Here is a 20,950-nt window from a genome sequence, read left to right as displayed (position 1 = left end):
CGAGGACTCTTCGTATGACATACTAGCACACTATAGTCGACCCCCACCCCTTCGTTTCAGGTGGAACGCCGACGTTTCGGTGAGCGAAGACGGACTCTCGGCAGTGAGAAGCGCCGAAGATGACGACGTTCGATCAAGAATTCCTCTAGAGAGTCCGGTACAGTATCAAGAAGTCGACACGATTGCTAGAGTAATAAAAGTGTGTCGTCCATAGTAGCTTCCTTTTCTACTTCGGTTGCTGTTCAAAGCGTCTTTACTTAATACTTTCCCAAATCAGGGACTGCCTCTACCCCCCTCCTCACCCTCTCGGCCGCTCCACCCGAAACGAAGGGGTGGGGGGTTCGGATCACCGGCTCGTTTCTACGGGTCGATTCGTTCAGACCCTTCGATACGATTGTTCGTTTCCGCGGCATGTCCGTCCCAATCAACAAGATTAATGTACACCCAACCTCTGGTTCCGCTGCACGATTTACCAAACGTATCGATGGCCTTCAGCACCACATACCGCCGCAGCGATCCTCTCTCGGTGGTTTGGGACTGCTTTCGCCGGTGCGTGAGGGGTCCTCCATCCGAAAGAAGGGGGTCACATCGGGAACCGAACGGCAATGACAGGGAACGACCGACCAACCGACGACCGCACCGCCGGGGACCCACTGGAGAACTCCGACGAGGATGCCGGCGGCGACACACCGTCCGAGCCATCCACCGACCACACGAGCATCCTGTCCGAAGACGACGATGAGACTTCGAGTCGTGGGGACCAACCCGACGACGCCGACGAGCCACGAACGGAGGCCGAACCGGGACTGTTCGACGACCTCCTCAGCGGCGAACCGATCTTCGAGAACAAGGACGTGCTCAGGCCGTCGTACACGCCCGAACGACTCCCCCATCGCAACGAACAGATCAACACGATGGCGACGGTGCTCGTCGGCGCGCTCCGTGGCGAGACCCCCTCGAACATCCTCATCTACGGGAAAACCGGTACTGGGAAGACCGCGAGCGCGAAGTTCGTCAGCAACGAACTCGAAACCACCTCGCGGAAGTACGCCGTCCCCTGCGAGGTCGAGTACATCAACTGCGAGGTGACCGACACCCAGTACCGGGTGCTTGCCCAGCTCGCGAACACCTTCATCGAGGCCAACGAGACCCACATCGAACAGCGCCTCGACGACCTCCGTACCCTCGCCGACCGCGCCGAGACCGACCCGACGGCACTCGATAACCCCGACGTCGACGCCGAATTCGATTCCGTCGACGAAATCGAGCGTCGCATCGAAGAATTGGAGGCCGACCTCGACGACTTCGAACCCGTCCCGATGACCGGTTGGCCGACCGACCGCGTCTACTCCACCTTCTTCGAGGCGGTCGATTACCACGAGCGCGTCGTCGTCATCATGCTCGACGAGATCGACAAGCTCGTCGAGAAGAGCGGCGACGACACCCTCTACAACCTCTCGCGGATGAACTCCGAACTGGAGAACTCGCGCGTCTCGATCCTCGGCATCTCGAATGACCTCAAGTTCACCGAATTCCTCGACCCGCGGGTCAAATCCTCCCTGGGCGAAGAGGAGATCGTCTTCCCGCCCTACGACGCCACCCAACTGCGTGACATCCTCTCGGCGCGCGCGGACATCGCCTTCGTCGAGAACGCCCTCTCGGAGGACGTCATCCCGCTCTGTGCGGCCTTTGCCGCCCAGGAACACGGCGACGCCCGGCGCGCGCTCGACCTCCTCCGGACGGCGGGCGAACTCGCCGAGCGCGGCCAGACCGAGCGCGTCGACGAAGAGCACGTCCGCGACGCCCAGGAGAAGATCGAACTCGACAGGGTGGTCGAGGTCGTCCGCACCCTCCCGACCCAGTCGAAGGTCGTCCTCTTCGCCGTCATCCTGCTCGAACGTAACGGCGCACAGAACATCAACACCGGCGAAGTCTACAACATCTATCGCCGGCTCTGTGACGAGATCGACGCCGACGTGCTCACCCAGCGCCGCGTCACGGACCTCATCTCCGAACTCGACATGCTCGGCATCGTCAACGCGGTCGTGGTCTCGAAGGGAAGATACGGTCGCACCAAGGAGATGAATCTTTCAGTGCCCATCGACGACACCGAGGCCGTGCTCACGAGCGACTCTCGACTCGGCGACATCGAGGACGTCCAGCCGTTCGTGCAGGCACGCTTCGACAGCTAACCGTCCTTTCAGCCGGCGAGTGCGTTTTCGGTTCCGACGCTAGTTCCAACTCCGCCGACGGCGATGCTCGCCTGCGGATCCGCAGGCGAAACGGAACCCACGGACGAAACGGAACTCGCGGGCGAACCGATACTGGTTCCGGCCGAACCGAACAGCAGTCGGATCTGGCCGAGCCACGGGATCCTGAACTCGGCGGTCCCGATGACCCACTCGGACCTGACGGGGCCGCTGATCGGCCCGCTGCCGGTGTCGACCTGATCGTAGAGACCGTTGTTGTCGCCTTTCGTGACGAATCCCTCGTGTGGGGCCGGACAGTTCGCCAACTTCTCGCAGTCTTCGACCCCGCCGAGATACTCCTCGTCGGCCTTCTCGTACCAGTTCTCGCTGTCGTTGACCCAGAACCGTGCGCGGTGGATGATGGGTGTCGTCGCCTCGTCGCCGTCGGGCTGGTAGACGATGACGTCACCGTACTCGCTGAACTCCTTGTAGCCGGCGGCAGCACCCGCCTGATACGGGACGACGCCGGTTTCGTCGTAGGCCGCCCCGCCGGCGAAGCGGTGTTCCTCCATCAAGAAGACGAGGTCACCCCGTTCCATGTGGGGTTCCATACTCGGGCTCTCGATGGCGACCATCGGCGGCCAGAGACCGGACACAGCGAACAGAAGCAGGCCGACTATCGCCACGACCGCGAGGCTCGAAACCACCTCGCGGACGAACACCACCCACTCCTCGTCGGTGTTCATGAACCAGCGCGCACGCGCGACCGGTCCGCCCTCGTCGCGTTCGATCGCGCCGTCACGGTCCTCGCGTTCGTCGTCCGTGACCTCGTCGGCGTTCCATCCACCCTCGCCCTCGTTGGCCGCCTCGTCCGCTCCGGAGTCGGTCCCCCGGCCGTCCCAGCGCCCGGGCCATCCTTCGTCCCCGTCTCCGGAACCCATTGACTCCCCTATCTCCGGCGGTCGTTTCAACGTTTCCTTCCCACCCTCCGCTATCCTTTTGGTTCCCGCCGCGAAACCCGATTCCGTGCCGCGTTCGACCTCGGTCCGCGTCGTCACCGAACTCGCCAGCCGCGGCTACAACGCCGAGCGCGAGGCCGTCACGCTCATCGCGGGCGCGAACGACCCCGAACGCACCATCGAGCGTGCCGTCGAATCGGTCCCGGAGAACGCACTCACCATCTCGGCCGAACACGTCCGACGCAGTATCGACGCCGACGAACCCGCCTCCACGACAGCGACTCACAACCCCTCTGTTTCGGGTGGAAACCACGATACACCGGTCGAAACCGAAACTACTGCTCCAGTCGAAACGGAGGGGTCTGGCGAGGCCGATGGAAAAGCCGACGCACCGACCGGCCGCTCCGCCGACCCGGAGCTGCGCTCGCTCGCCATCGACGGCGACATTACCGGTCGTTCGACCGGCACGGGCGAGTACGCCGACTTCGTGGGCACCTTCCGCGACCGCTACGAGCGCCTCTCGAAACTACTGCGCTCGCGGGTCAACCACCGCCCGACCGAGGCCGTCCACGCGATGGCGGGCGGCAGCGACGCCGCCATCGTCGGGATGATCTCGGACATCCGCTCGACCGCGAACGGCCACTGGCTGGTCGAACTCGAAGACACGACCGGCACCTTCCCGTGTCTCGTCATGAAGGACCGCGAACTCGCCGGCGTCGTGGACGAACTTCTGCTCGACGAGGTAATCGCCGTCGAGGGAACCCTCGCCGGCGACGGCGGCATTCTGTTCGTCGACGACCTCCACTTTCCCGACGTCCCGCGCACCTACCGACCCTCGACGGCCGACCGCCACGTCCGCGCGGCGCTCATCTCGGACGTTCACGTGGGAAGCCAGGAGTTCGCCCGCGAGGCGTGGTCGGCCTTTGCCGACTGGCTCCACACCGAGGAAGCGAGCGCCGTCGAGTACCTCCTCGTCGCCGGCGACATGGTCGAGGGCGTGGGCGTCTATCCGAATCAAGACGAGGAACTCGACATCGTGGACATCTACGAGCAGTACGAGCAGTTCGCGGAGTATCTGAAGGAAGTGCCCGGCGACATGGAGATCCTCTTGATCCCCGGCAACCACGACGCCGTTCGCCTCGCCGAACCCCAACCCGGCTTCGACGACGACCTCCGGGAGATCATGAGCGCCCACGACCCCCACATCTCGGGCAATCCCTCGACCGTCACCGTCGAAGGCGTCTCGATCCTGATGTATCACGGCGTGAGCCTCGACGAGGTCATCGCCGAACTCCCCGAGGAGAAGGCGAACTACGACGAACCTCACAAACCGATGTACCAGCTCCTCAAGAAACGCCACGTCGCACCCCAATATGGCGGTCACACGCGCATCGCGCCCGAGGAACGCGACTACCTCGTGATGGAGGAGGTCCCCGATGTCTTCCACACGGGCCACGTCCACAAACTCGGCTACGGCAAGTATCACAACGTGCTCGCACTGAATTCGGGCTGTTGGCAGGAGCAGACGAGCTTCCAAAAGAGCGTCAACATCGACCCCGACGTGGGCTACGCGCCCATCGTTGACCTCGACACGCTCGACCTCACCATTCAGAAGTTCCGGTAATCCCCGCTACGCATCGAGTCGGAACTTCACCGTCGCCGCACCGTCGAAGCGTGGTCCCGAGCCGACCTCTCGAAACCCCGCCTCGGTTGCGGCACGTCTGAGACCCTCGTTCGACGCCTCGACGAGCAGTTCGGCGGCCATCCCTTCGTTTCGGGCGAACCGTGCGGGTTCGTCGAGCAGGCGTTCGACCGCCTTCGGCTGGCCGTCGAACTGGGTGACGTGGACCGCGTCGCGGCGGGCATCGAAACTCACGAACCCGACGACGCTGTCGCCCTCGTCAGCCACGCGCACCGTTCTATCGTGGACCAGGTTTCGCATCGTCTCCGCCGGCGCGTCGCCGAGCGCGGCCAGCCGTCCGGCGTCGGCTTCGACGGCATCGCGCACCTCCATGCCACGCCGTCGGGACGGAGGTAGTTAAACCCTGACACGGACCACGGTCGGTGGCCGACCGGCGAGACACCGTAGATGAAAGCAGTTATCCTCCATCGAGACCACCGCAAACCATGCACCACACTCACACGGTAGGCGTTCGTCGGCGGAGGATCGAATGCGCGTCGTAGCGAAGTTCGGGGGCACGAGTTTGGGCAGCGGCGACCGGGTGAACCGGGCTGCGGATTCGGTCGCGGCCGCCGTCGAGGCCGGTCACGAGATAGCGGTCGTCGTCAGTGCGATGGGTTCCACCACGGACTTCCTGCTGCGCGAGATCCAGTTCGACGCCGAGGAGGGCGATCGAGCCGAAATCGTCAGCATGGGCGAGCGCACCTCCGCCCGGATGGTCAAGGCCGCCCTCTCGGCGCGCGGCGTCGATGCCGAGTTCCTCGAACCCGGCGGCGAGGGTTGGCCCGTCGTCACCGACTCGCGGGGAGAAGTCGACGTTGAGGAGACCACCCGTCGCGCGCAGGCGCTCGCCGACCGGATGGGCGACACTGTCCCGGTGATCGCGGGCTTTCTCGCCGAGGACCACGCCGGTTCGGTCACCACCCTCGGCCGCGGCGGGTCGGATACCACTGCCGTGATGCTCGGCAACTACATGGACGCCGAGGAGGTCGTCATCGTCACCGACGTCGAGGGCGTGATGACCGGCGATCCCCGGGTCGTGGAGGGTGCACGCAACGTCGCCGAGATCAGCGTCGACGAACTGCGCAACCTCTCCTTTCGCGGGGCCGAAGTCATCGCGCCGAGCGCGCTCAACTACAAGGGTTCGGACCTCGGGGTTCGGGTCGTCCACTACCAACACGGCGACCTGTTACAGGGCGGAACCAGCATCGAGGGCACTTTCGAGACGCTCATCGACCTCCAGGAGATGCCGTTGTCGTGTCTCACGGTCGCCGGGCGGGCCATCAGGAACCGCCCGGGCATCCTCGCGGCGCTGTCGGGCGCACTCTCGGACGTGGGTATCAACATCGACGCGGCCGCGAGCGGTCTCGATTCGATCACCTTCTACGTCTACACCGAGGACGCGACCGAGGCCGAGACGGTGCTCCACGAGCGCGTCATCGACGAGGACGCCCTCTCCAGCGTCACAGTGGATGCGGACGTCGCCGCCCTCCGAGTCACCGGCGGCGAACTCCCCACCCAATCGGGCGTCGCACAGGGGATGATCGAGACTCTCGCCGACGAGCACATCGTCGTTCACGACGTGATCACGAGCGCGACCTCGGTGGCGGTGTTCGTCGACTGGGACGACCGCGAGCAGGCGCTGTCACTGATTCAAGAGACGTTCGATTGAATCGCCACCACGAAACGCACCTGTGGACAACCGATACGGTCGCGGCTCGCCGGTTTCCGAGCTAATCGACCGTGCGACATCAGTCGGTTCCGGTGAACGTTTCATCCGAGAGCACGCCCTCGGACGCCGGTCTCGCTTCGAGAACGTGTTCTTCGTTCGCGGCCCGCCGGTAGCTTCCGTAGACACGATAGCGCGCGCCCGATTGGCGGTAGCTGTCGGTTCCGCGCTCGCCGCCGAAGACCGCCCAGTCGGTCTCCTTGTCGATGTCGAACCAGCACGCCATCCGGATGCGCTCGCGGCGGACGTACGCGAACGCATCGGCGATCCACTCGGCCTTTTTCCGTGGCTCGTACCGGCCGCCGCGCAACGAGGTGCTGGCGAACTCCGGAATCGCGAGCGGCTTGTCGGCGAGTGCCCGCATGCGCTCGACCATCGGCGCGAACACCGCTTCCGGCTCCTGCCACGTCGACCACGGCGCACTGTCGCCGAAGTTGTAGCCGTCGATGCCGACCCACTCCACGTGACTGTCGCCCGGATAGTACCGCTCGGCACGCACGTCGCCGACGTCGGTCGCGTTCGGGTTCCATATCCACTGGATTTCTTCTTTCCCCAAACTCGTCCGCGCGAACCGCTCGCGGAGGCGCACCCACGCGCCGACGTAGCTCGCGGGCGTCGCGTTCGCGCCGCCCCACACCACTCCCGGACGGTTCATCTCGGGCAGCGGCCGGAAGTAGAACCGCCGATTCGGGTCCGCACGCACCCACGCGGCGAGCCGTTCGGCCCACCGGTCGACCACCGCGTCGTAGTTCCCCCGCTCGATGGTCCGAGTGAGATTCCGGCGCTCCTCTGGTGTCCGCGGTCGTGGCTGCCACGTCACCATCGGGACGTGACCGCTCTCCCAGAGCCGCGTCAGCCCGTCGACGAAGCGTTCGATGGCCGCCGGCGACTCCCCGCCCGCATCGACGTAGCAGACGATGACCGCGTGTCGCCGCCCGAGCCACCGCTCGAACGGGCCGAACGTTGCCCGGCGCGTCGGGTTCGCTCCCGGATACGCCCCGAGCACCGTCCACGGCTGACTTCTATCCGATCCGAGCCGCCCGCAGCCACCGGCGACCGTCAGCCCCGCGACCGCCCCGGCTCGTAGGAACGCCCGGCGCGTCGGCTCGGGTCGGGATGCGGACTGGGTCAGTCGCCCTCCCTCGCTCGAAGCCGCTCGGTGCTGCGTTTCGCGCTCGTCCATTGCAGGTCGCGCTCGGTGAGCACGTCGAGGACGGCCTTCAACACGACGGTATCGATGAACTGGCGATAGCCGACGATGAACAGCGGCGCGTACAGCGCGAGCGACGCGCGCTCGCCGTCCATCCACAGCGCGATGAGCGAGAGCAGGCCCTGCAACAGCGCGAAGAAGGCGAACATCGACAGCAGCGTGAGGAACTCGCCCGCGAGCGCCTGCAGGAGGATGGAGGCGACGATGACGAACCCCGCGAGCGGGACGACCGTGAGGTTCAGCAGCATCATCGGGAAGACCCCGCCCTGCAGGTAGCCAAAGCGCGTGTTCGTGAACACGTCGCGGTGTTTGATGAGCGTCATGAAGTTGCCCCGATACCACCGCAGACGCTGCTTGTAGAGGTCCGTCCACGTCATCGGGGCCTCGGTCTTGCACAGAGCATCGACCGAGCGGATCTTCCAATCCCCCTTCAGCGTCTTGATGGAGGTATCGAAGTCCTCGGTCAGCGTGTCGGGGTCGTACAGCCCCACGGCGTCGAGCACCTCGCGGCGGTAGGCACCGAGCGCGCCGGGCACCACCGGCACGGAGCCGAGCGCGCTGAACGCCCGCCGGAAGACGAGGATGCCGACGATGTATTCGAGCGACTGGAGGTTCGTGACGAGGCTGCCCCGGTTGTCGACCTTGATGTTGCCCGCGACCGCGCCGAGGTCCGGGTCGGCCTGGAAGGCCCCGACCAGCCTGTCGAGCGCGTTCGGAGCTACCACGCTGTCGGCATCGACGGTGACGACGATCTCGCCGTCGGCGTAGAGCATCCCGTAGTTCATCGCCGAGTGCTTCCCGCCGTTTCGCTTGCGGACGACTTTCACGCCCTCGCCGGCGTGTGCTAGCGCCTCCTCGTAGGTGCCGTCGGTCGAGCCGTCGTCGATGACGATGATCTCGCGTTTGTCTTCAGGATACTCGCTCGCCCGGAGCGCGTCGATGCACGCGCCAATACCGCCCGCCTCGTTGTACGCCGGGACGAGCACCGACACCGTCGGATACGGCGCGCTCGCGGTGTGGCTCTCGGTCGTGCTCACGTCGAACAGCGCAATCGGGAGGAAGTACGAGTAGTAGAAGAACACGAGCGTCAGCGCGACGAGGAAGACGACCGACAGCGGCGCGAGCACGCCGTCGAACAGTGCAAACGCGAACACCGGCGGGGTGAGGATGGCCAGCAGATAGAAGAAGCCGAGCAGCCACATCTCCTCGCGGTTGTCGGTCCGGTCGAGTACGGCGATCGCGAGCAGGCTCCCGGCGGCCGTCACGACCCCGACGCCGGCACAGATGAAGAACACGTACCGGTTCATCAGGAGATACAGCAGGCCGAACGAACAGAAGACGACCACGATGCCCACGATGGCGGCGGCCCGCTCGAACCGGCTCACGCCCCGGCCCTCCGTCCGTCGCCTTCGCTCGCCTTGACCGCTCCGGGCGTCGCGTTCACGTCTCGAACGCTGGCGTTCGCCGCGAACGCCGAGGGGGTCGCACTATTCCGGTTCCCGTAGTACCACCCCTCCGACGTACGCTGGAGCGTTCCTTCGTGTGTCGCCCGCCCGAACTCCTCGACGGTCATGAACTTCACGTCGTCGTGAGACTTCGTGTAGCGGACGAACGAGCGCAGGCGCTCGCGCTTTTCCGTAGTGTTGAACGTCGGGTAGTGGAGCATCTGGACGTACACCGACCCGTTCGCGTAGGCGGCATCGAACCCGCGGCGCATCTCCGCTTGACTATGGAACTCGTCGGTCGTCCAGTTCCCGACGAACGAGTGCGTCGAGGGGACGTGGACGGCCCCGCCGCTCGTGAACGGCTCTCCCTGTCCGTAGTACTGTTCGGTGAACCAGTCGCCGCCCGAGACGGTCGTGATGTCCTGTGCGCCGAGCGCGGCGGTCGTGTTCGCGTCGTAGGTGTTGAACGGTGGCACGAACGTCCGCGGTGTGAGACCGGTGCAGTTCTCCAAGGTCCGCTTCCCGCTGGCGATGCGGTCCGCCTGTTCGGCGGCGGGCAGACCGCCGAACTCGCTTTCCTCGTAGAACTCTGTCGCCGAGTCGTGGGTGTAGCCGTGTAGCGAGAACTCGAACAGTTTCGGGTGGGCGCGTTTGGTCTCGACGAGATACGAACACGTCCCCTCGCTGTCGGTGATGGGCCGATCGCCGATGCGCGGGATGACCGCGAGCGTCACCGGCACCTCCTCCTCGACGAAGATGTCGTCGACCGCCCGCATCGTCGCCGGGCGGTAGTTGCCCTGGATGTCGTCGTTGCGGAAGATAACTATCGATTGATACGATCTCCCGTCGGGCGTCCGTTCGGGGAGCGTCGAGCGGTCGAGGAGTGCCTCTTCCGCCATCGGCGTCGTGTCGGAGGCGGTGTCGGTCGCCACGCCGGCGTCGGTGGCGTCGCCCGTGGAGACGCCGAGCGAGGACAGTCCGACCGTCACCGAGGCGACCGTGACGAGCGCGAGCAGCGCCACCGAGACCGCGACGACGCGTGCGCGCGAACTCATCGGGACCGGGACGCCGTCGAAGCGCCCGTCGCGGCCGTGGCGGGTCCGGAAACGCTGCTCGCGGGAGCGGCTACCGGGGACTGTCCCACCACCGCGCCGCTTTCGTCGATTGCCATCACGGTGATGCCCTTCGCTTCGGCGAGCGCCACCGCCGCGCCGTTCCGCCCCGTGACCGGGGTTGCGATGACGGGGCGCGCTCCGGTCGCGTCCGCGACCGCCCGCAACTCCTCGATGGCCTGGACGTCGACGGCGTCGTGAACGGCGGCGACGATCTCGACGCCGAACGTCGTGTCGCTGGCGTAGCAATCGATGTACCGTTGGCCGGCGTCACCGTCGACGGCGACGTCCCGGCGCACGTCGTATCCACGTGCTTCGAGCGCGTCGGTCAGGCCCTCCCTGACGCCGAGAAGCGTTTCGAGCCAATCGCGCCGGTCGTCGTCGAAGCGATAGCGGTAGAGTCGGACGTCGTTCGCCTCCTCGGGCGTGCAACTGCCACAGGTGGCGCAGTCGAGGCGATGGGTGAGCGCGTCCGAGCGCTCGCCACAGTCACGACAGCACTGCATCGTCCCCATCCGCTCGCAGCCCTCGTCGAGCGAGTCGATCTCGCTCTCGCATTTCGGACAGACGAACTCCCCGTCCGCCTCGAACTCCGCCCGCGGCCTGACACAGCCACAGACGACGTGTTCGACCACCGCGACCGCCGTGGTGTTCCGTGACTCACAGTTGGGACACGACGGCCGGACGTCGAGGCCGCCCGATCCACAGTCCGGACACGCGACGACCCGTTCGTCGAACTCCTCGTCCAACACTCCCCGCGTCGCCAGCGCTTCGAGCGCCGTCGGCAGACTCTCGCCGGCTCCGTCCCCTTCGACACCCGGATAGCGCACGGTGCCCGTCGTCGAGTCGAAGGCGGGTTCGAGCCATTCGGTCGACCCCGCGGCGAGTTGATTCAGCAACGAAAGACGTCCCATCATTACACCATATCGGATGGACAGAACTCCGTTAACGTGAGTATCTAGGCTATTAAATTTCAGGAAGTTCGAGGAAAGACGATCATCTCTCCGGCCGGATTTCGACGAGAACAACCGCGTTTGTGGCGCACGCGCGTCAGCGGCCCTTCCACAGTCGGCTCCCGATCGCGTCGGGTAGCCCCGCCTCGCTCACCGCCTGCTCGACGCTCTCGATGTCGTACTCGACTCGGTGTTCGGTGACGGTCATCGCATCCGAATCGAGAACTGCGTACGCCGCCCGCGGGTCGCCGTCGCGCGGTTGACCGACGCTGCCCGGGTTCAGGACGATACCTTCGTCGTACGATTCGTAGTGTTGGACGTGCGTGTGGCCCAGCACGAGCACGTCCTCGTCGCCGAGCATGTCCGCGGCGAACATATCGGGGTAGGTGTAGCGGTCCGGATCCTCGGGATGGCCGTGGACGATCTTCATTCGTCCATCGAACGCGGTGCGCTCGTTGGGCAGTTCCGCGAGCCACGCCATCTGCTCGTCGTCGAGTTGCTCGCGGGCGTACGCGACGCCGGCACCGGCCATGCTGTTGAACGAAAAGCTCGTGTCGGTCGCGACCGCGCGGTCGTGGTTGCCCATCACGGTCGGGGTTTCCCGCTCGCGCACCGCATCGACGCACGCGCCGGGCCACGGGTTGTAGCCCACCACGTCGCCGGCACAGATCAGTCCATCGACGGGTAGCATGTCGTCGAGGACCGCATCGAGCGCGACCCGATTGCCATGAATGTCCGCGATGACGCCGACGTTCATGCTCCGTGTAGGACCTCGCGGGACTTCAATCGCCGTTTTCGATGGCCGTCTCGAATCCTCCACCAACCCGTGCGACGCCGGCCGCACAGACCGGATGCTCGAACTCCCGTTCGTAGACGGCGCTCGCCGCCTCTTTCGCACCCTCGACGTCGAACTCCGTTGGCTCGGGACTGTCTTTCTCGTAGGTCGCCACCAGCGTCGGCTCCGTCACTTCCTCGACGACGAGTCCGTCGCGGCGGACCGTTCCGATGAAACTCTGCGGACCGACGACGCCGGCGATGCGCGGAGTGTCGTAGTCGTCCTTCTCGAAATCGAGCGCGAGCAAGGACAGGGCGAGTGCGTCGCGGGCGGGATAGCCGAGCGCGAGTTTCTCGGCGATCGGGTCGGTGTGCGAGCCGTTGCCGACGACGACCCGCTCGCCGACCGGTCGCACGCAGTTGTATGAGACGTACGGGTTGTCCGTCTCGTCGGCCGCGTCGGTCGGCACCACGGTGAGGGCGTCGTCGCGTTCGACGATCTTTCGATGGGGGAACGACCGCGAGGAGACGCGGTAGGCACCGATGTCGGGACCGACGACGAGGAATCGTCCGACGTACATGGCAGTCCTCCCGCTTTCGGCCGCAAGTAGCTGGCGGTCGTCGGTCGAACGCGCAACGCTTAGGTGGGTCGGCGAAATAGGTGGGTGTACAGTCCCATGGGGTAGCGGCCAATCCTGAAGCCTTCTGGGGGCTTCGACCCAGGTTCGACTCCTGGTGGGACTACTCTCTTCCGACCCGCGGTCAGTGTTTGACCGCCAATTCACCGCCACACTCCGGACAGTTCTCGGTCTCTTCGATACTTTCGTAGCCACAGTCCAGACAGACGAACAACTCGTCGCTCCCGTCGGGCGTCGGTTGATCCTCGTGGCGTGTCATGCATGCTTTTCGGGACGGAAAACGGATAAGGGCGCTGGCCAGGGAAAAATCGAGGGCTATTCCGGCGGGATGTTGCCCGTGAGCACGTTCCGGATCGCGTGCAGGCCGGTCGCCGCGAGCACCACGAGGAGATTCAAACGTGCGTGCGGCACGACCGTCTTCGTCCGGCTCAGCCGACTGCCGCAGGCCGGACACGTCGTCGTATCGGGGTCGAAGTGCTCCCCGCAGACCGTACACTCCCGAACGTCGTGTTCGCGGTCGCTCTCGACGCCGACCTCGCCGTCGGCGAGCCCCGCCGCCTGCTTGATGCGTCGTGTGAGCGTCATCAGTCGTCTGACTCCGCGAGCGCTCGGTCGCCGGTCTCGCGCGTCGTGCGCGCCGGGTCGCTCTCCTCACCCGAGCGAAGCCGCACGCTCGTCACCTTGTACTCGGGCGTTCGCGCCGCCGCGTCGAGGTCGTTCTCGTCGGTGAGCGTGTTCACGGCCGATTCGGCGAAGTGCATCGGGACGAACACGGTGTCGCGACCGGGCCGCTCGGTGACCTGTGCCTTGACGCGGATCGTCCCGTGGCGCGACTCGACGCGGACGTACTCGCCGTTTTCGATACCCGCGTCGGCGGCCGTCCGCGGGTTGATCTCGACGAAGTCCTCGCCGACGTAGGACATGATCCCCTCCTCGCGGTGGGTCATCGTCCCCGTGTGGTACTGGTAGAGCACCCGTCCGGTGGTCATCGTCAGCGGGAACTCGTCGTCCGTGAGGTCGGCCGGCTCGTTCGGTCCCGTCGGGATGAGCGACGCCTTGCCGTCCGCGGTGTTGAACTCCTCCTCGTACAGTCGCGTGGTGCCCGGGTGGTCGTCGTCCCAGCAGGGCCACTGGAGCTCCGCACCGCTTTCGAGGCGTTCGTGGCTGATTCCCCCGTAGATGGGTGTCAGCTCGGCGATCTCGTCCATGATCTCCGATGGCGATTCGAACCCCCAGTCGTGGCCGAACCGACCGGCGAGCGCCTGGAGGATCTCCCAGTCCCCGCGACTGTTGCCCTTCGGCTCGATCGCGCGCTTCACCAACTGGACGTGCCGGCTCGAACTCGTGAACGTCCCGTTCGATTCGACGGCGGTCGTCGCCGGCAGGACGACGTCGGCGTGTTCGGCGGTCTCGGTGAGAAAGATGTCCTGCACCACGAGGAAATCGAGATCGTCCAAGACCTCCTGGGCGTGCTCGACGCCGGGTTCGGAGAGCGAGGCGTTCTCGCCCATGATGTACATCCCGCGGAGGTCGCCCCGGTCGGCCGCGAGGAACTGTTCGGTCGTCCGCCACCCCTCTTCTTCGGGGATCTCCGTCCCGTAGGCTTCCTCGAACTTCTCGCGGATCTCGTCGTCGGTCACCGGTTGGTAGCCCGGGAAGTTGTTCGGCAGCGGGCCCATGTCCCCGCCGCCACCCTGGACGTTGTTCTGTCCTCTAAACGGCGACAGCCCCGCACCGGGCTTGCCGATGTTGCCGGTGACGAGCGCGAGGTTCGACATCGAGATGATGTTTTCTGTACCATTCGTGTGCTCGGTCAGCCCGAGTGTCCAGCAGAAACAGCACGACTCCGCTTCGGCGATCGTCTCCGCTGCCGACGCCAACTCTTCCGGTGGGACCCCCGACACCCGCTCGACGTACTCGGGGGTGAACTGGTCGAGATGCTCCTTCAGGTCGTCGAAGCCGTCGGTGCGCTCGTCGATGAACTCCTCGTCGTGGAGGTCGTGTTCGATGATATAGCGAGTGAGTCCGTTGATCCAGGCCGTGTCGTAGCCCGGTTCTGTTCTGGTGTACTGGGTCGCGTACTCGGCGATCTGGACTTTCCGGGGGTCGAAGACCACCATGTCAGCCCCGTCGGCGACGTTCTGTTTGATGCGCGTCGCAAGCACGGGGTGGGCTTCGGTCGTGTTCGACCCCGAGAGCAGGTAGCAGTCGGTGTTTTCGAGGTCGTCCATCCCCACCGAGGCCGCGCCGTAACCGACGGTCTGTTTGAGCGCCGCGACCGTCGGCGCGTGACAGAGGCGGTTGCAGTTGTCGACGTTGTTGGTCCCGATGACCTCGCGGGCGAACCGCTGCATCGCGTAGTTGTCCTCGTTGGTCGCCTTCGACGAGGAGATCAACCCGAGCGCGTCCGGGCTATCTTCCTTGATGATGTCGCCGAGTCCCTCCACTACCCGCGAGAGCGCCTCGTCCCACGACGCTTCCCGGAACTCGCCGTCTTCCTTGACGAGCGGTTCGGTGAGGCGTTCGTCGCTGTTCACGTAATTGTAGCTGAACTTCCCCTTCACGCAGGTCGAGATGCCGTTGATCGGCGCTTTCTCGGGATCGGTCGGTCGTGCACCGAGCACCTCTCCATCTTTGGTGTGGAGATCGAACCGACAGCCTACGGCGCAGTAGCCACAGGTTGTGTCGGTCACGTCCACGTCCTGCAGACGGTAATCGGAGAGCGCGTCGGCCACGTCGAACAGTCGCCCCTCGGTCATCGTGTTCAGCGCGACCGACTCGGTGGCGTGTTCGAACGCCTTGAACGGGGCCGTCTTCGTCACGTCCGTCTCGCTCGCCGCGCTGGCCTGCTCGCGTGCGCGCTGCATGAAGCCCGCGACGCCCTTCTTCTCGTCCTCCCCACCCTCCCCGCCGCCGTTTTGCTGTTCAGTCATCGTTGGCCTCCCCGAGCGCGTCGTCCTCGTAGGTCTGGTTGCCCTTCATCGGCGTCGCCGGGTTCGGCTGCCCGTCGTAGTCCTCGCCGATGGTCTTCCCGATGGAGTTCTCCTGGGTGAATCCCGGCAGCGGGATCGTCGCCGCGTCGGTGTAGTCCTGTTCGACGAGCGAACCGGTCGGACAGACCGTCGCACAGTGGCCACAGGAGACACACGTCGAGTCCATCATCTCGTCGGCACCATTTTGAAAGCCGATGCGCGTGTCCGGGCCGCTCCCCTCGATGCGCAGCACGCCCTCGACCTGGACGTCGTTGCAGGCTTCGACGCAGCGATTGCAGAGGATGCACTTGTTGCGGTCGATCTGGATGAACGGTGAGGACTCGTCGATGGGTTCGTACTCGTCGCGGTCGTCGAACACCCCATACCGGGGCACCTCGACGTCCGCCTCGATGGCGGCGTCCTGGAGCTCGCAGCGGCCGTTCTTCCCACAGGTCGTACACCGGAGGTTGTGGTCCGAGAGCACGAGGTCGAGATTGACCGATCGTGCCTCTTCGGCCTCTGTACTATCCGTCCGCACCGTCAGCCCCTCCTCGGCGGGGAAGCTACACGACGGTACCAGGCCGTGTTCGTCGGTCTCGACCATACAGGTCCGACATTCGCTGCGCGGGCCGATCCTGTCGGTGTCCTCGCGGTCGTAATAGCATAGCGCCGACAGGTCCTCGTCGGCTCCCACTTCTTCGAGCGCGTCGATGATCGTCGCCTCTTCGCCGACGCTCACCTCTTCGCCGTCGACGGTGAGGCTGCTCGTCTCGCGCGCGCCCACGTCGGGGTCGGTCGCGGTACCCGGGTTGAAATGCTCGGTCAGCGGCGGTTGTGGCCGCGGATCGTCGATCGACGGCACGCTCGGGAGCGATTCTGCCCGTTCGGTCTGGTCAGTACTCATGTTAGTTACTCTCCATGCAGACGCCGCTCGGACAGCGCCCCTCGGCGTGAGCGGCGATCTCGCGCTCGAAGGCGTCCATCGCCGTCGTTATCGGTCGTGGGGCGGCCTGTCCGAACTCGCAGGTGCTCGATTCCGCGACGACACGACTCAGCTCGCGCAGCTCGCTCGGCTGATACTGCCCCTCGTAGACGTCGCGCAAGAGGTCGACGAGCTGTTTCGACCCCTCGCGGCAGGGCACGCAGCGCCCGCAGTTCGCCTCGCGGGCGAACTTCGCGCGCGAACCGGCGAGTTCGAGCGCACACGTCGCCCCGTTGAACAGTTCGATCCCTCCTTCGGTGCCGAGGCGCGCACCGGTCAATGCGGGCGCGCTCGCGGGCACGTCGAGCGAGCGCGTGATACCCCCGAAACGCCCGCCGACGCAGGCCATCTTGTACTCGTCACTACTGGCGACCGCCTCCGCCAGCGCGGTGTCGGTGGCCAGTTCGACCGTCGTCGGCCCGGCCACGCCGTCGCCCGTCACGGTGAGGAGTCGGGTGCCGGGGTCGGCAGCGCTCGTCTCGAACTCGTCTGGAGCGGCCGCGAACGCGCGTATCTGTGCGAGCGTCCGCGGCGTGTGGACGACCGTCGGCCGGCCGTAGAGCCCGACCTCGCTCGGCCCCGGCGGGCGGAGGCGGGCTTCGAGACGGTCGGCACCCTCCATCGCTTCGAGCGCCATCGTCATCTCGCCGGCGATGTAGCTGTCCGGTCCGGCGACGATGTCGACGCCGGTCCCGCCCGCATCGACGCTCTCGACGGCCTCGCGGACCCGCCGCGCCGCGAGGTCGTCCTCGTCGCTCAGATAGACGACGACGTCGGTCGCCTCGACGGCCGCCGCGACCGCCAGCGCGCCGTCGACGATCTCCGCGGGACGGCTTTCGAGCAGCAGTCGGTCGCCGTCCACGGCGGGATCGCTCTCGTTGCCGTTGACGACGACCACCGCCTCGCCGTCGCTCCCGCGGGCGTTCTTCCAGCCTTCCGAAATCGGCTCGTCGGTGTGGCCGTCGCCGCGCCCGCGTCCGAGCAGGCCCGTACCGGCCACGGCCTCCCGGAGATCGTCCGGGTCGTCGCGCGTTCGTTCGGTGAGCGACTCGTCGAGCGCCGCCGGTGTGGCCCAGCCACAGCGCGCGAGGACGCGCCGCCGACCGACCGCGAGCGGTCCCGCATCGGGCGTCGGTAGCCTCTCGTCACGATCGACGACCGCGTGTGCGCCGTCGGTCGGCAATTCCCCATCGTCGAGCGCCGCGACCAGTTCGCGGGCGCGGGCGGGCGTGACGTTCGCGTGAAACGCCGTCCGTTCGTCCGCCGTGACCAGCACCACCGGGGCGAGAGCCGCCGCACCGGTCGGGCCGGTCTCGTGGACGGGGGCGTCCGCCGCCTCGCGCGCCGCCGAAAGCACGGCCTGCGCACGCTCGTACTCCGCCGAGCCGACGGCGACGCGAACCGCCGGCGTCGTTGCGTCCTCGGTGCCTACCATCGGACGAGCTTTCATCGTGAGAACCAAAAGCGTTGTTCACAGCTACCGTACACGAACGATCGAACGCGATTCTCAGGCGTTCAGCACCTGTCGCAGCACGTCGGGGGCCTCGTCGAGCGCCCCGTCGAGCGCCCCGGTTTCGGGACCGCCGCCCTGCGCGAAGTCCGACGGGCCGCCGCCGCCACCCCCGACGCGCCCGGCGAGTTCGCCGACCACTTCGCCGGCGTCGATGCCCACGCCGTCGGGCACGGCGACGACGAACTGTGCGCCGTCGGTTCCGCTGGCGACGACCGCGACCTGCCCACCTTCCGCGAGCGCGTTCGCCGTCGCGCGCAGCTCCTCGACGTCGCTGTCGATGCGCTGGATCACGGCGCTCGTCTCGCCGACGGCGACCTCTTCGCCCTCGACGCCGCCGCTGGCGCGCGCCGTGGCGAGCTGTTCTTCGAGGTCCTCGATGCGCTTGCCGCGCTCCTTCCACTCGGTGAAAAAGCGCGCGGCGGTCTCGGGGACCTCTTCGGGGGTCACGTCGAGGGTCTCGGCCGCCCCGGAGAGCGCCTCTTCGGTCCGCTGGGTCGCCTCGATGGCCGCCGGGCCGGCCGCAAAGGAGAGGCGCTCGACGCCGTCCTGGACACGCTCGGTGTTCAGGATCTTTATCGTGCCGATGTCGCCCGTCCGTGAGACGTGCGTGCCGCCACAGGCCTGGACGTCGTCGGCGACGTGGATCAGTCGAATGCGCTCGCCCGGCGGAATCCCGCCCTGATAGAGATCGAAGCCGTACCTGTCCTCGGCGTCGTGGCGGTCTGGCCACTCCGAACTCACGGAGACGTTGTCGGTGACGATGCCGTTGGCGATGCGCTCGATCTCGCGCACCTGCTCGCGGTCGATGCGCGCGTAGTGACGCACGTCGATGCGCGATTTGTCAGTGCCTTTCTGCGCGCCGGCCTGTCTGACGTGCTCGCCGAGCACTCGCCGCGCGGCGTGAATCACGATGTGGGTCGCGGTGTGGTTGCGCATGAGCTGTCGCCGCCGGTCGGCGTCGACCTGCCCGCGGACGAACTCGCCGGTGCCGGGGTCGCCGTCGGTGTGGTGGACCACCACGCTCCCCTCGCGGCGGACGTCCTCGACGTCGATGGTCGTGTCGTCCGTGCTCAGGGTGCCCGTGTCGGCTGGCTGACCGCCACCCTCCGGATAGAACAGGGTTCGGTCGAGCACCACGTCGTAACCCGCGTCGCGCTCGAAGACGTCGAGCACCATCGCCTCGAACTCCATCCGGCTCTGGTCGTCGTAGTAGAGCAGTTCCGTCTCGGGAAGGCCGGTCACGCGCTCGTCGGCTTTCTCTCCCGTCTCCTCGACCACACCCTCGTCGCCGTGGCGGGCGGCCACGAGGCTGTAGAAGTCGTCCGGCACGGATACATCAGTCCCCTTCTCGCGGGCGATGTCGGCGACCATGTCGGGCTGGATCCCGTGGGAATCGTACAGCTCGATGAGTTCGTCGGTAGGGATCGGTTCGCCCCAGTCGGCGTACTGCTCGGCGAGCTGGCGCACCCGCCGCCCGCCGCGTTCGAGCGTTTCGCGGTACTTTTCGAGTTCGGTGCGCACGATGTCACGGATCGTATCCCGATTTTCGTAGCCCAGCCGCTCGGCCTGTATGTCCACCAACTCGTCGAGCGGTGCGTCCACTCCTACTGTATCACAGAGTCGTTTCGTCCGCCGGAGCACCATCCGCGCGAGATAGCCTGTCCCTACGTTGGAGGGGACGATCTCGTCGCCGAGCATGTAGGCGAGCGTCCGGCAGTGGTCGGCGATGGCGTAGATCGCCTCCAGCGGCTCGAGCAGTTCGCGGAGTTCGGTGACGTCGACGCCGAGCTGCTCGGCGATCGTCCCGCGGGCGCGTTCGGCGTCCTCGGCTTCGTCGATGTCCATGTGGCCAGCCAAGGTCGCCGCGCGCGTGACGAGTTCTTCCTGCTCGTCGGTGTGGTCGATTCCTGCATTTGCCTTCAAAAAGGAGATCATCTCGGGGTAGATCGCCTCGTACACTGTGGGAGTGCCCTGTGAGACCCACGTCCAGCGTTCGAGCCCGTAGCCCGTGTCGACGATATAGGTGTCCATCTTCGAGTACGTGTTGCCGTCCTTCAGTTCGTACTCACCATCCGGATCCTGTTCCATCGACATGAAGACGAGCGTGGCGAGTTCCACACCGCGATAGATGACTTCGATGGCCGGGCCGGCGTTGCCGCCGCCGACCCACGGGTCCTCGATGTAGGTGATCTCTTCGGGGTTGGCTCCCATCGCCTCGAAGAACTCGTCGCAGTACTCCACGGTTTGGTCCTTCCAGTAGACCTCACCCTCGTAGGCGTACTGGCCTGGGTCGTCGAGGTCCTCACGCGCGTTGAAGGCGTGGTGGGCCATCATCTCGAAGGCCATCGTGTGGCGGCCCGTCTTCCCGACGTTGTCGATGTCCTGCATCCGGATGCAGGGCTGGCTGATCGTCAGCGGGTTCGCCGGTGGCGGCGTCGCGCCCGACGTGACGAGTGGCTGGAAGTCGTAGACCGACGCCTGGGTCAACAGGACGTCGTCGCGCCAGCGGTTGGCCGCTACAGGATATGGTTCGATGCGCTCGTGGTCGTGGTCTTCGAAGAAGGAGAGAAACGCCTCGCGCATCTCTTCTAAACTATGTTCTTCGTCGAGGCTCGGGTTCCCGATGAAGGCGTACTCCGCACAGGGCGGCTCGCCGCAGTTCTCGCGGCTCTCGTCGCGCGTCCAGAAGAAATCGCCGCAGTCGGGACACTCCTTCCTGACGAACCCCTCTTCCTCGAAATACTTCAGGCGATACTCCGTTTCGAGCGTACTCATGGTATCCGCTCAAGCCAC

Annotated in this window: 17 protein-coding genes and 1 tRNA gene; 4 read left to right on the top strand and 14 right to left on the bottom strand. The window is 66.0% G+C overall.

Annotated features, from left to right (window positions below; all coding sequences use genetic code 11):
• Window positions 1-605 precede the first annotated feature (605 nt).
• Window positions 606-2,192, top strand: a complete 1,587-nt coding sequence (locus ACP97_RS11520; RefSeq protein WP_049997955.1) for a Cdc6/Cdc18 family protein — start codon at window positions 606-608, stop codon at window positions 2,190-2,192.
• A gap of 8 nt (window positions 2,193-2,200) precedes the next feature.
• Here ACP97_RS11520 and ACP97_RS11515 read toward each other — a convergent pair whose 3' ends face one another.
• Window positions 2,201-3,130: a S24/S26 family peptidase gene (locus tag ACP97_RS11515; protein WP_049998493.1), complete on the bottom strand. Its 930-nt coding sequence runs from the start codon at window positions 3,128-3,130 to the stop codon at window positions 2,201-2,203.
• 85 nt (window positions 3,131-3,215) lie between these two features.
• On the opposite strand from ACP97_RS11515, the gene ACP97_RS11510 reads away from it, so the two are divergent.
• Window positions 3,216-4,772 carry a DNA-directed DNA polymerase II small subunit gene (locus tag ACP97_RS11510; RefSeq protein ID WP_049997954.1) on the top strand — a complete coding sequence of 519 codons (1,557 nt, stop codon included), beginning with the start codon at window positions 3,216-3,218 and terminating at the stop codon, window positions 4,770-4,772.
• A gap of 6 nt (window positions 4,773-4,778) precedes the next feature.
• On the opposite strand, the gene ACP97_RS11505 is transcribed toward ACP97_RS11510, so the two are convergent.
• Window positions 4,779-5,162 (bottom strand): GNAT family N-acetyltransferase, encoded by a 384-nt coding sequence (locus ACP97_RS11505; protein ID WP_049997953.1) that lies wholly within the window; start codon window positions 5,160-5,162, stop codon window positions 4,779-4,781.
• Between the two features lie 157 nt (window positions 5,163-5,319).
• Here ACP97_RS11505 and ACP97_RS11500 point away from each other — a divergent pair, with 157 nt between their 5' ends.
• Window positions 5,320-6,501, top strand: a complete 1,182-nt coding sequence (locus tag ACP97_RS11500; RefSeq protein WP_049997952.1) for an aspartate kinase — start codon at window positions 5,320-5,322, stop codon at window positions 6,499-6,501.
• A 79-nt stretch (window positions 6,502-6,580) separates the two neighbouring features.
• Here ACP97_RS11500 and ACP97_RS11495 read toward each other — a convergent pair whose 3' ends face one another.
• The 6 genes from ACP97_RS11495 to ACP97_RS11470 form a co-directional block, all read right to left on the bottom strand.
• A complete protein-coding gene (locus ACP97_RS11495) occupies window positions 6,581-7,741 on the bottom strand; it encodes a glycoside hydrolase family 26 protein (protein ID WP_049997951.1) in 1,161 nt (386 codons plus the stop codon).
• Window positions 7,687-9,153, bottom strand: coding sequence for a glycosyltransferase family 2 protein (locus ACP97_RS11490; protein WP_049997950.1), 1,467 nt, complete (start codon window positions 9,151-9,153; stop codon window positions 7,687-7,689). The genes ACP97_RS11495 and ACP97_RS11490 overlap by 55 nt, the downstream gene beginning before the upstream one ends.
• Window positions 9,150-10,268, bottom strand: a complete 1,119-nt coding sequence (locus ACP97_RS11485) for a DUF2334 domain-containing protein (RefSeq protein WP_049997949.1) — start codon at window positions 10,266-10,268, stop codon at window positions 9,150-9,152. The genes ACP97_RS11490 and ACP97_RS11485 overlap by 4 nt, the downstream gene beginning before the upstream one ends.
• Window positions 10,265-11,239, bottom strand: coding sequence for a TackOD1 domain-containing metal-binding protein (locus tag ACP97_RS11480; protein ID WP_154020001.1), 975 nt, complete (start codon window positions 11,237-11,239; stop codon window positions 10,265-10,267). Before ACP97_RS11480 ends, ACP97_RS11485 begins: the two co-directional genes overlap by 4 nt.
• Window positions 11,240-11,375: 136 nt before the next feature.
• Window positions 11,376-12,035, bottom strand: coding sequence for a metallophosphoesterase family protein (locus ACP97_RS11475; RefSeq protein WP_049997947.1), 660 nt, complete (start codon window positions 12,033-12,035; stop codon window positions 11,376-11,378).
• A gap of 25 nt (window positions 12,036-12,060) precedes the next feature.
• Window positions 12,061-12,633, bottom strand: a complete 573-nt coding sequence (locus ACP97_RS11470) for an IMP cyclohydrolase (protein ID WP_049997946.1) — start codon at window positions 12,631-12,633, stop codon at window positions 12,061-12,063.
• A gap of 90 nt (window positions 12,634-12,723) precedes the next feature.
• Here ACP97_RS11470 and ACP97_RS11465 point away from each other — a divergent pair.
• Window positions 12,724-12,796 (top strand) — tRNA-Gln (locus ACP97_RS11465).
• Window positions 12,797-12,814: 18 nt separating this feature from the next.
• Here ACP97_RS11465 and ACP97_RS21060 read toward each other — a convergent pair.
• The 6 genes from ACP97_RS21060 to alaS all read right to left on the bottom strand — a co-directional run bounded on the left by ACP97_RS21060 (window position 12,815) and on the right by alaS (window position 20,932).
• Window positions 12,815-12,949, bottom strand: a complete 135-nt coding sequence (locus ACP97_RS21060) for a hypothetical protein (RefSeq protein WP_272913450.1) — start codon at window positions 12,947-12,949, stop codon at window positions 12,815-12,817.
• A 56-nt stretch (window positions 12,950-13,005) separates the two neighbouring features.
• Entirely contained in the window at window positions 13,006-13,275 is a 270-nt protein-coding gene (locus ACP97_RS11460) for an FmdB family zinc ribbon protein (protein ID WP_049997945.1), read from the bottom strand.
• Window positions 13,275-15,623, bottom strand: a complete 2,349-nt coding sequence (gene fdhF / locus ACP97_RS11455) for a formate dehydrogenase subunit alpha (RefSeq protein WP_049997944.1) — start codon at window positions 15,621-15,623, stop codon at window positions 13,275-13,277. The genes ACP97_RS11460 and fdhF overlap by 1 nt, the downstream gene beginning before the upstream one ends.
• On the bottom strand, window positions 15,616-16,566 hold the full coding sequence (locus tag ACP97_RS11450; protein WP_049997943.1) for a 2Fe-2S iron-sulfur cluster-binding protein: 951 nt from the start codon (window positions 16,564-16,566) through the stop codon (window positions 15,616-15,618). Before ACP97_RS11450 ends, fdhF begins: the two co-directional genes overlap by 8 nt.
• A gap of 1 nt (window position 16,567) precedes the next feature.
• Window positions 16,568-18,079: an NADH-ubiquinone oxidoreductase-F iron-sulfur binding region domain-containing protein gene (locus ACP97_RS11445; RefSeq protein WP_049997942.1), complete on the bottom strand. Its 1,512-nt coding sequence runs from the start codon at window positions 18,077-18,079 to the stop codon at window positions 16,568-16,570.
• Window positions 18,080-18,151: 72 nt separating this feature from the next.
• Window positions 18,152-20,932, bottom strand: a complete 2,781-nt coding sequence (gene alaS / locus ACP97_RS11440; protein ID WP_049997941.1) for an alanine--tRNA ligase — start codon at window positions 20,930-20,932, stop codon at window positions 18,152-18,154.
• Window positions 20,933-20,950 lie beyond the last annotated feature (18 nt).

The sequence above is a fragment of the Halococcus sediminicola genome (assembly GCF_000755245.1).
In the GTDB taxonomy this organism is placed as follows: domain Archaea; phylum Halobacteriota; class Halobacteria; order Halobacteriales; family Halococcaceae; genus Halococcus; species Halococcus sediminicola.
The sequence above is the reverse complement of the archived record's forward strand: the minus strand, read 5'-3'. Positions and strand labels throughout refer to the sequence as shown.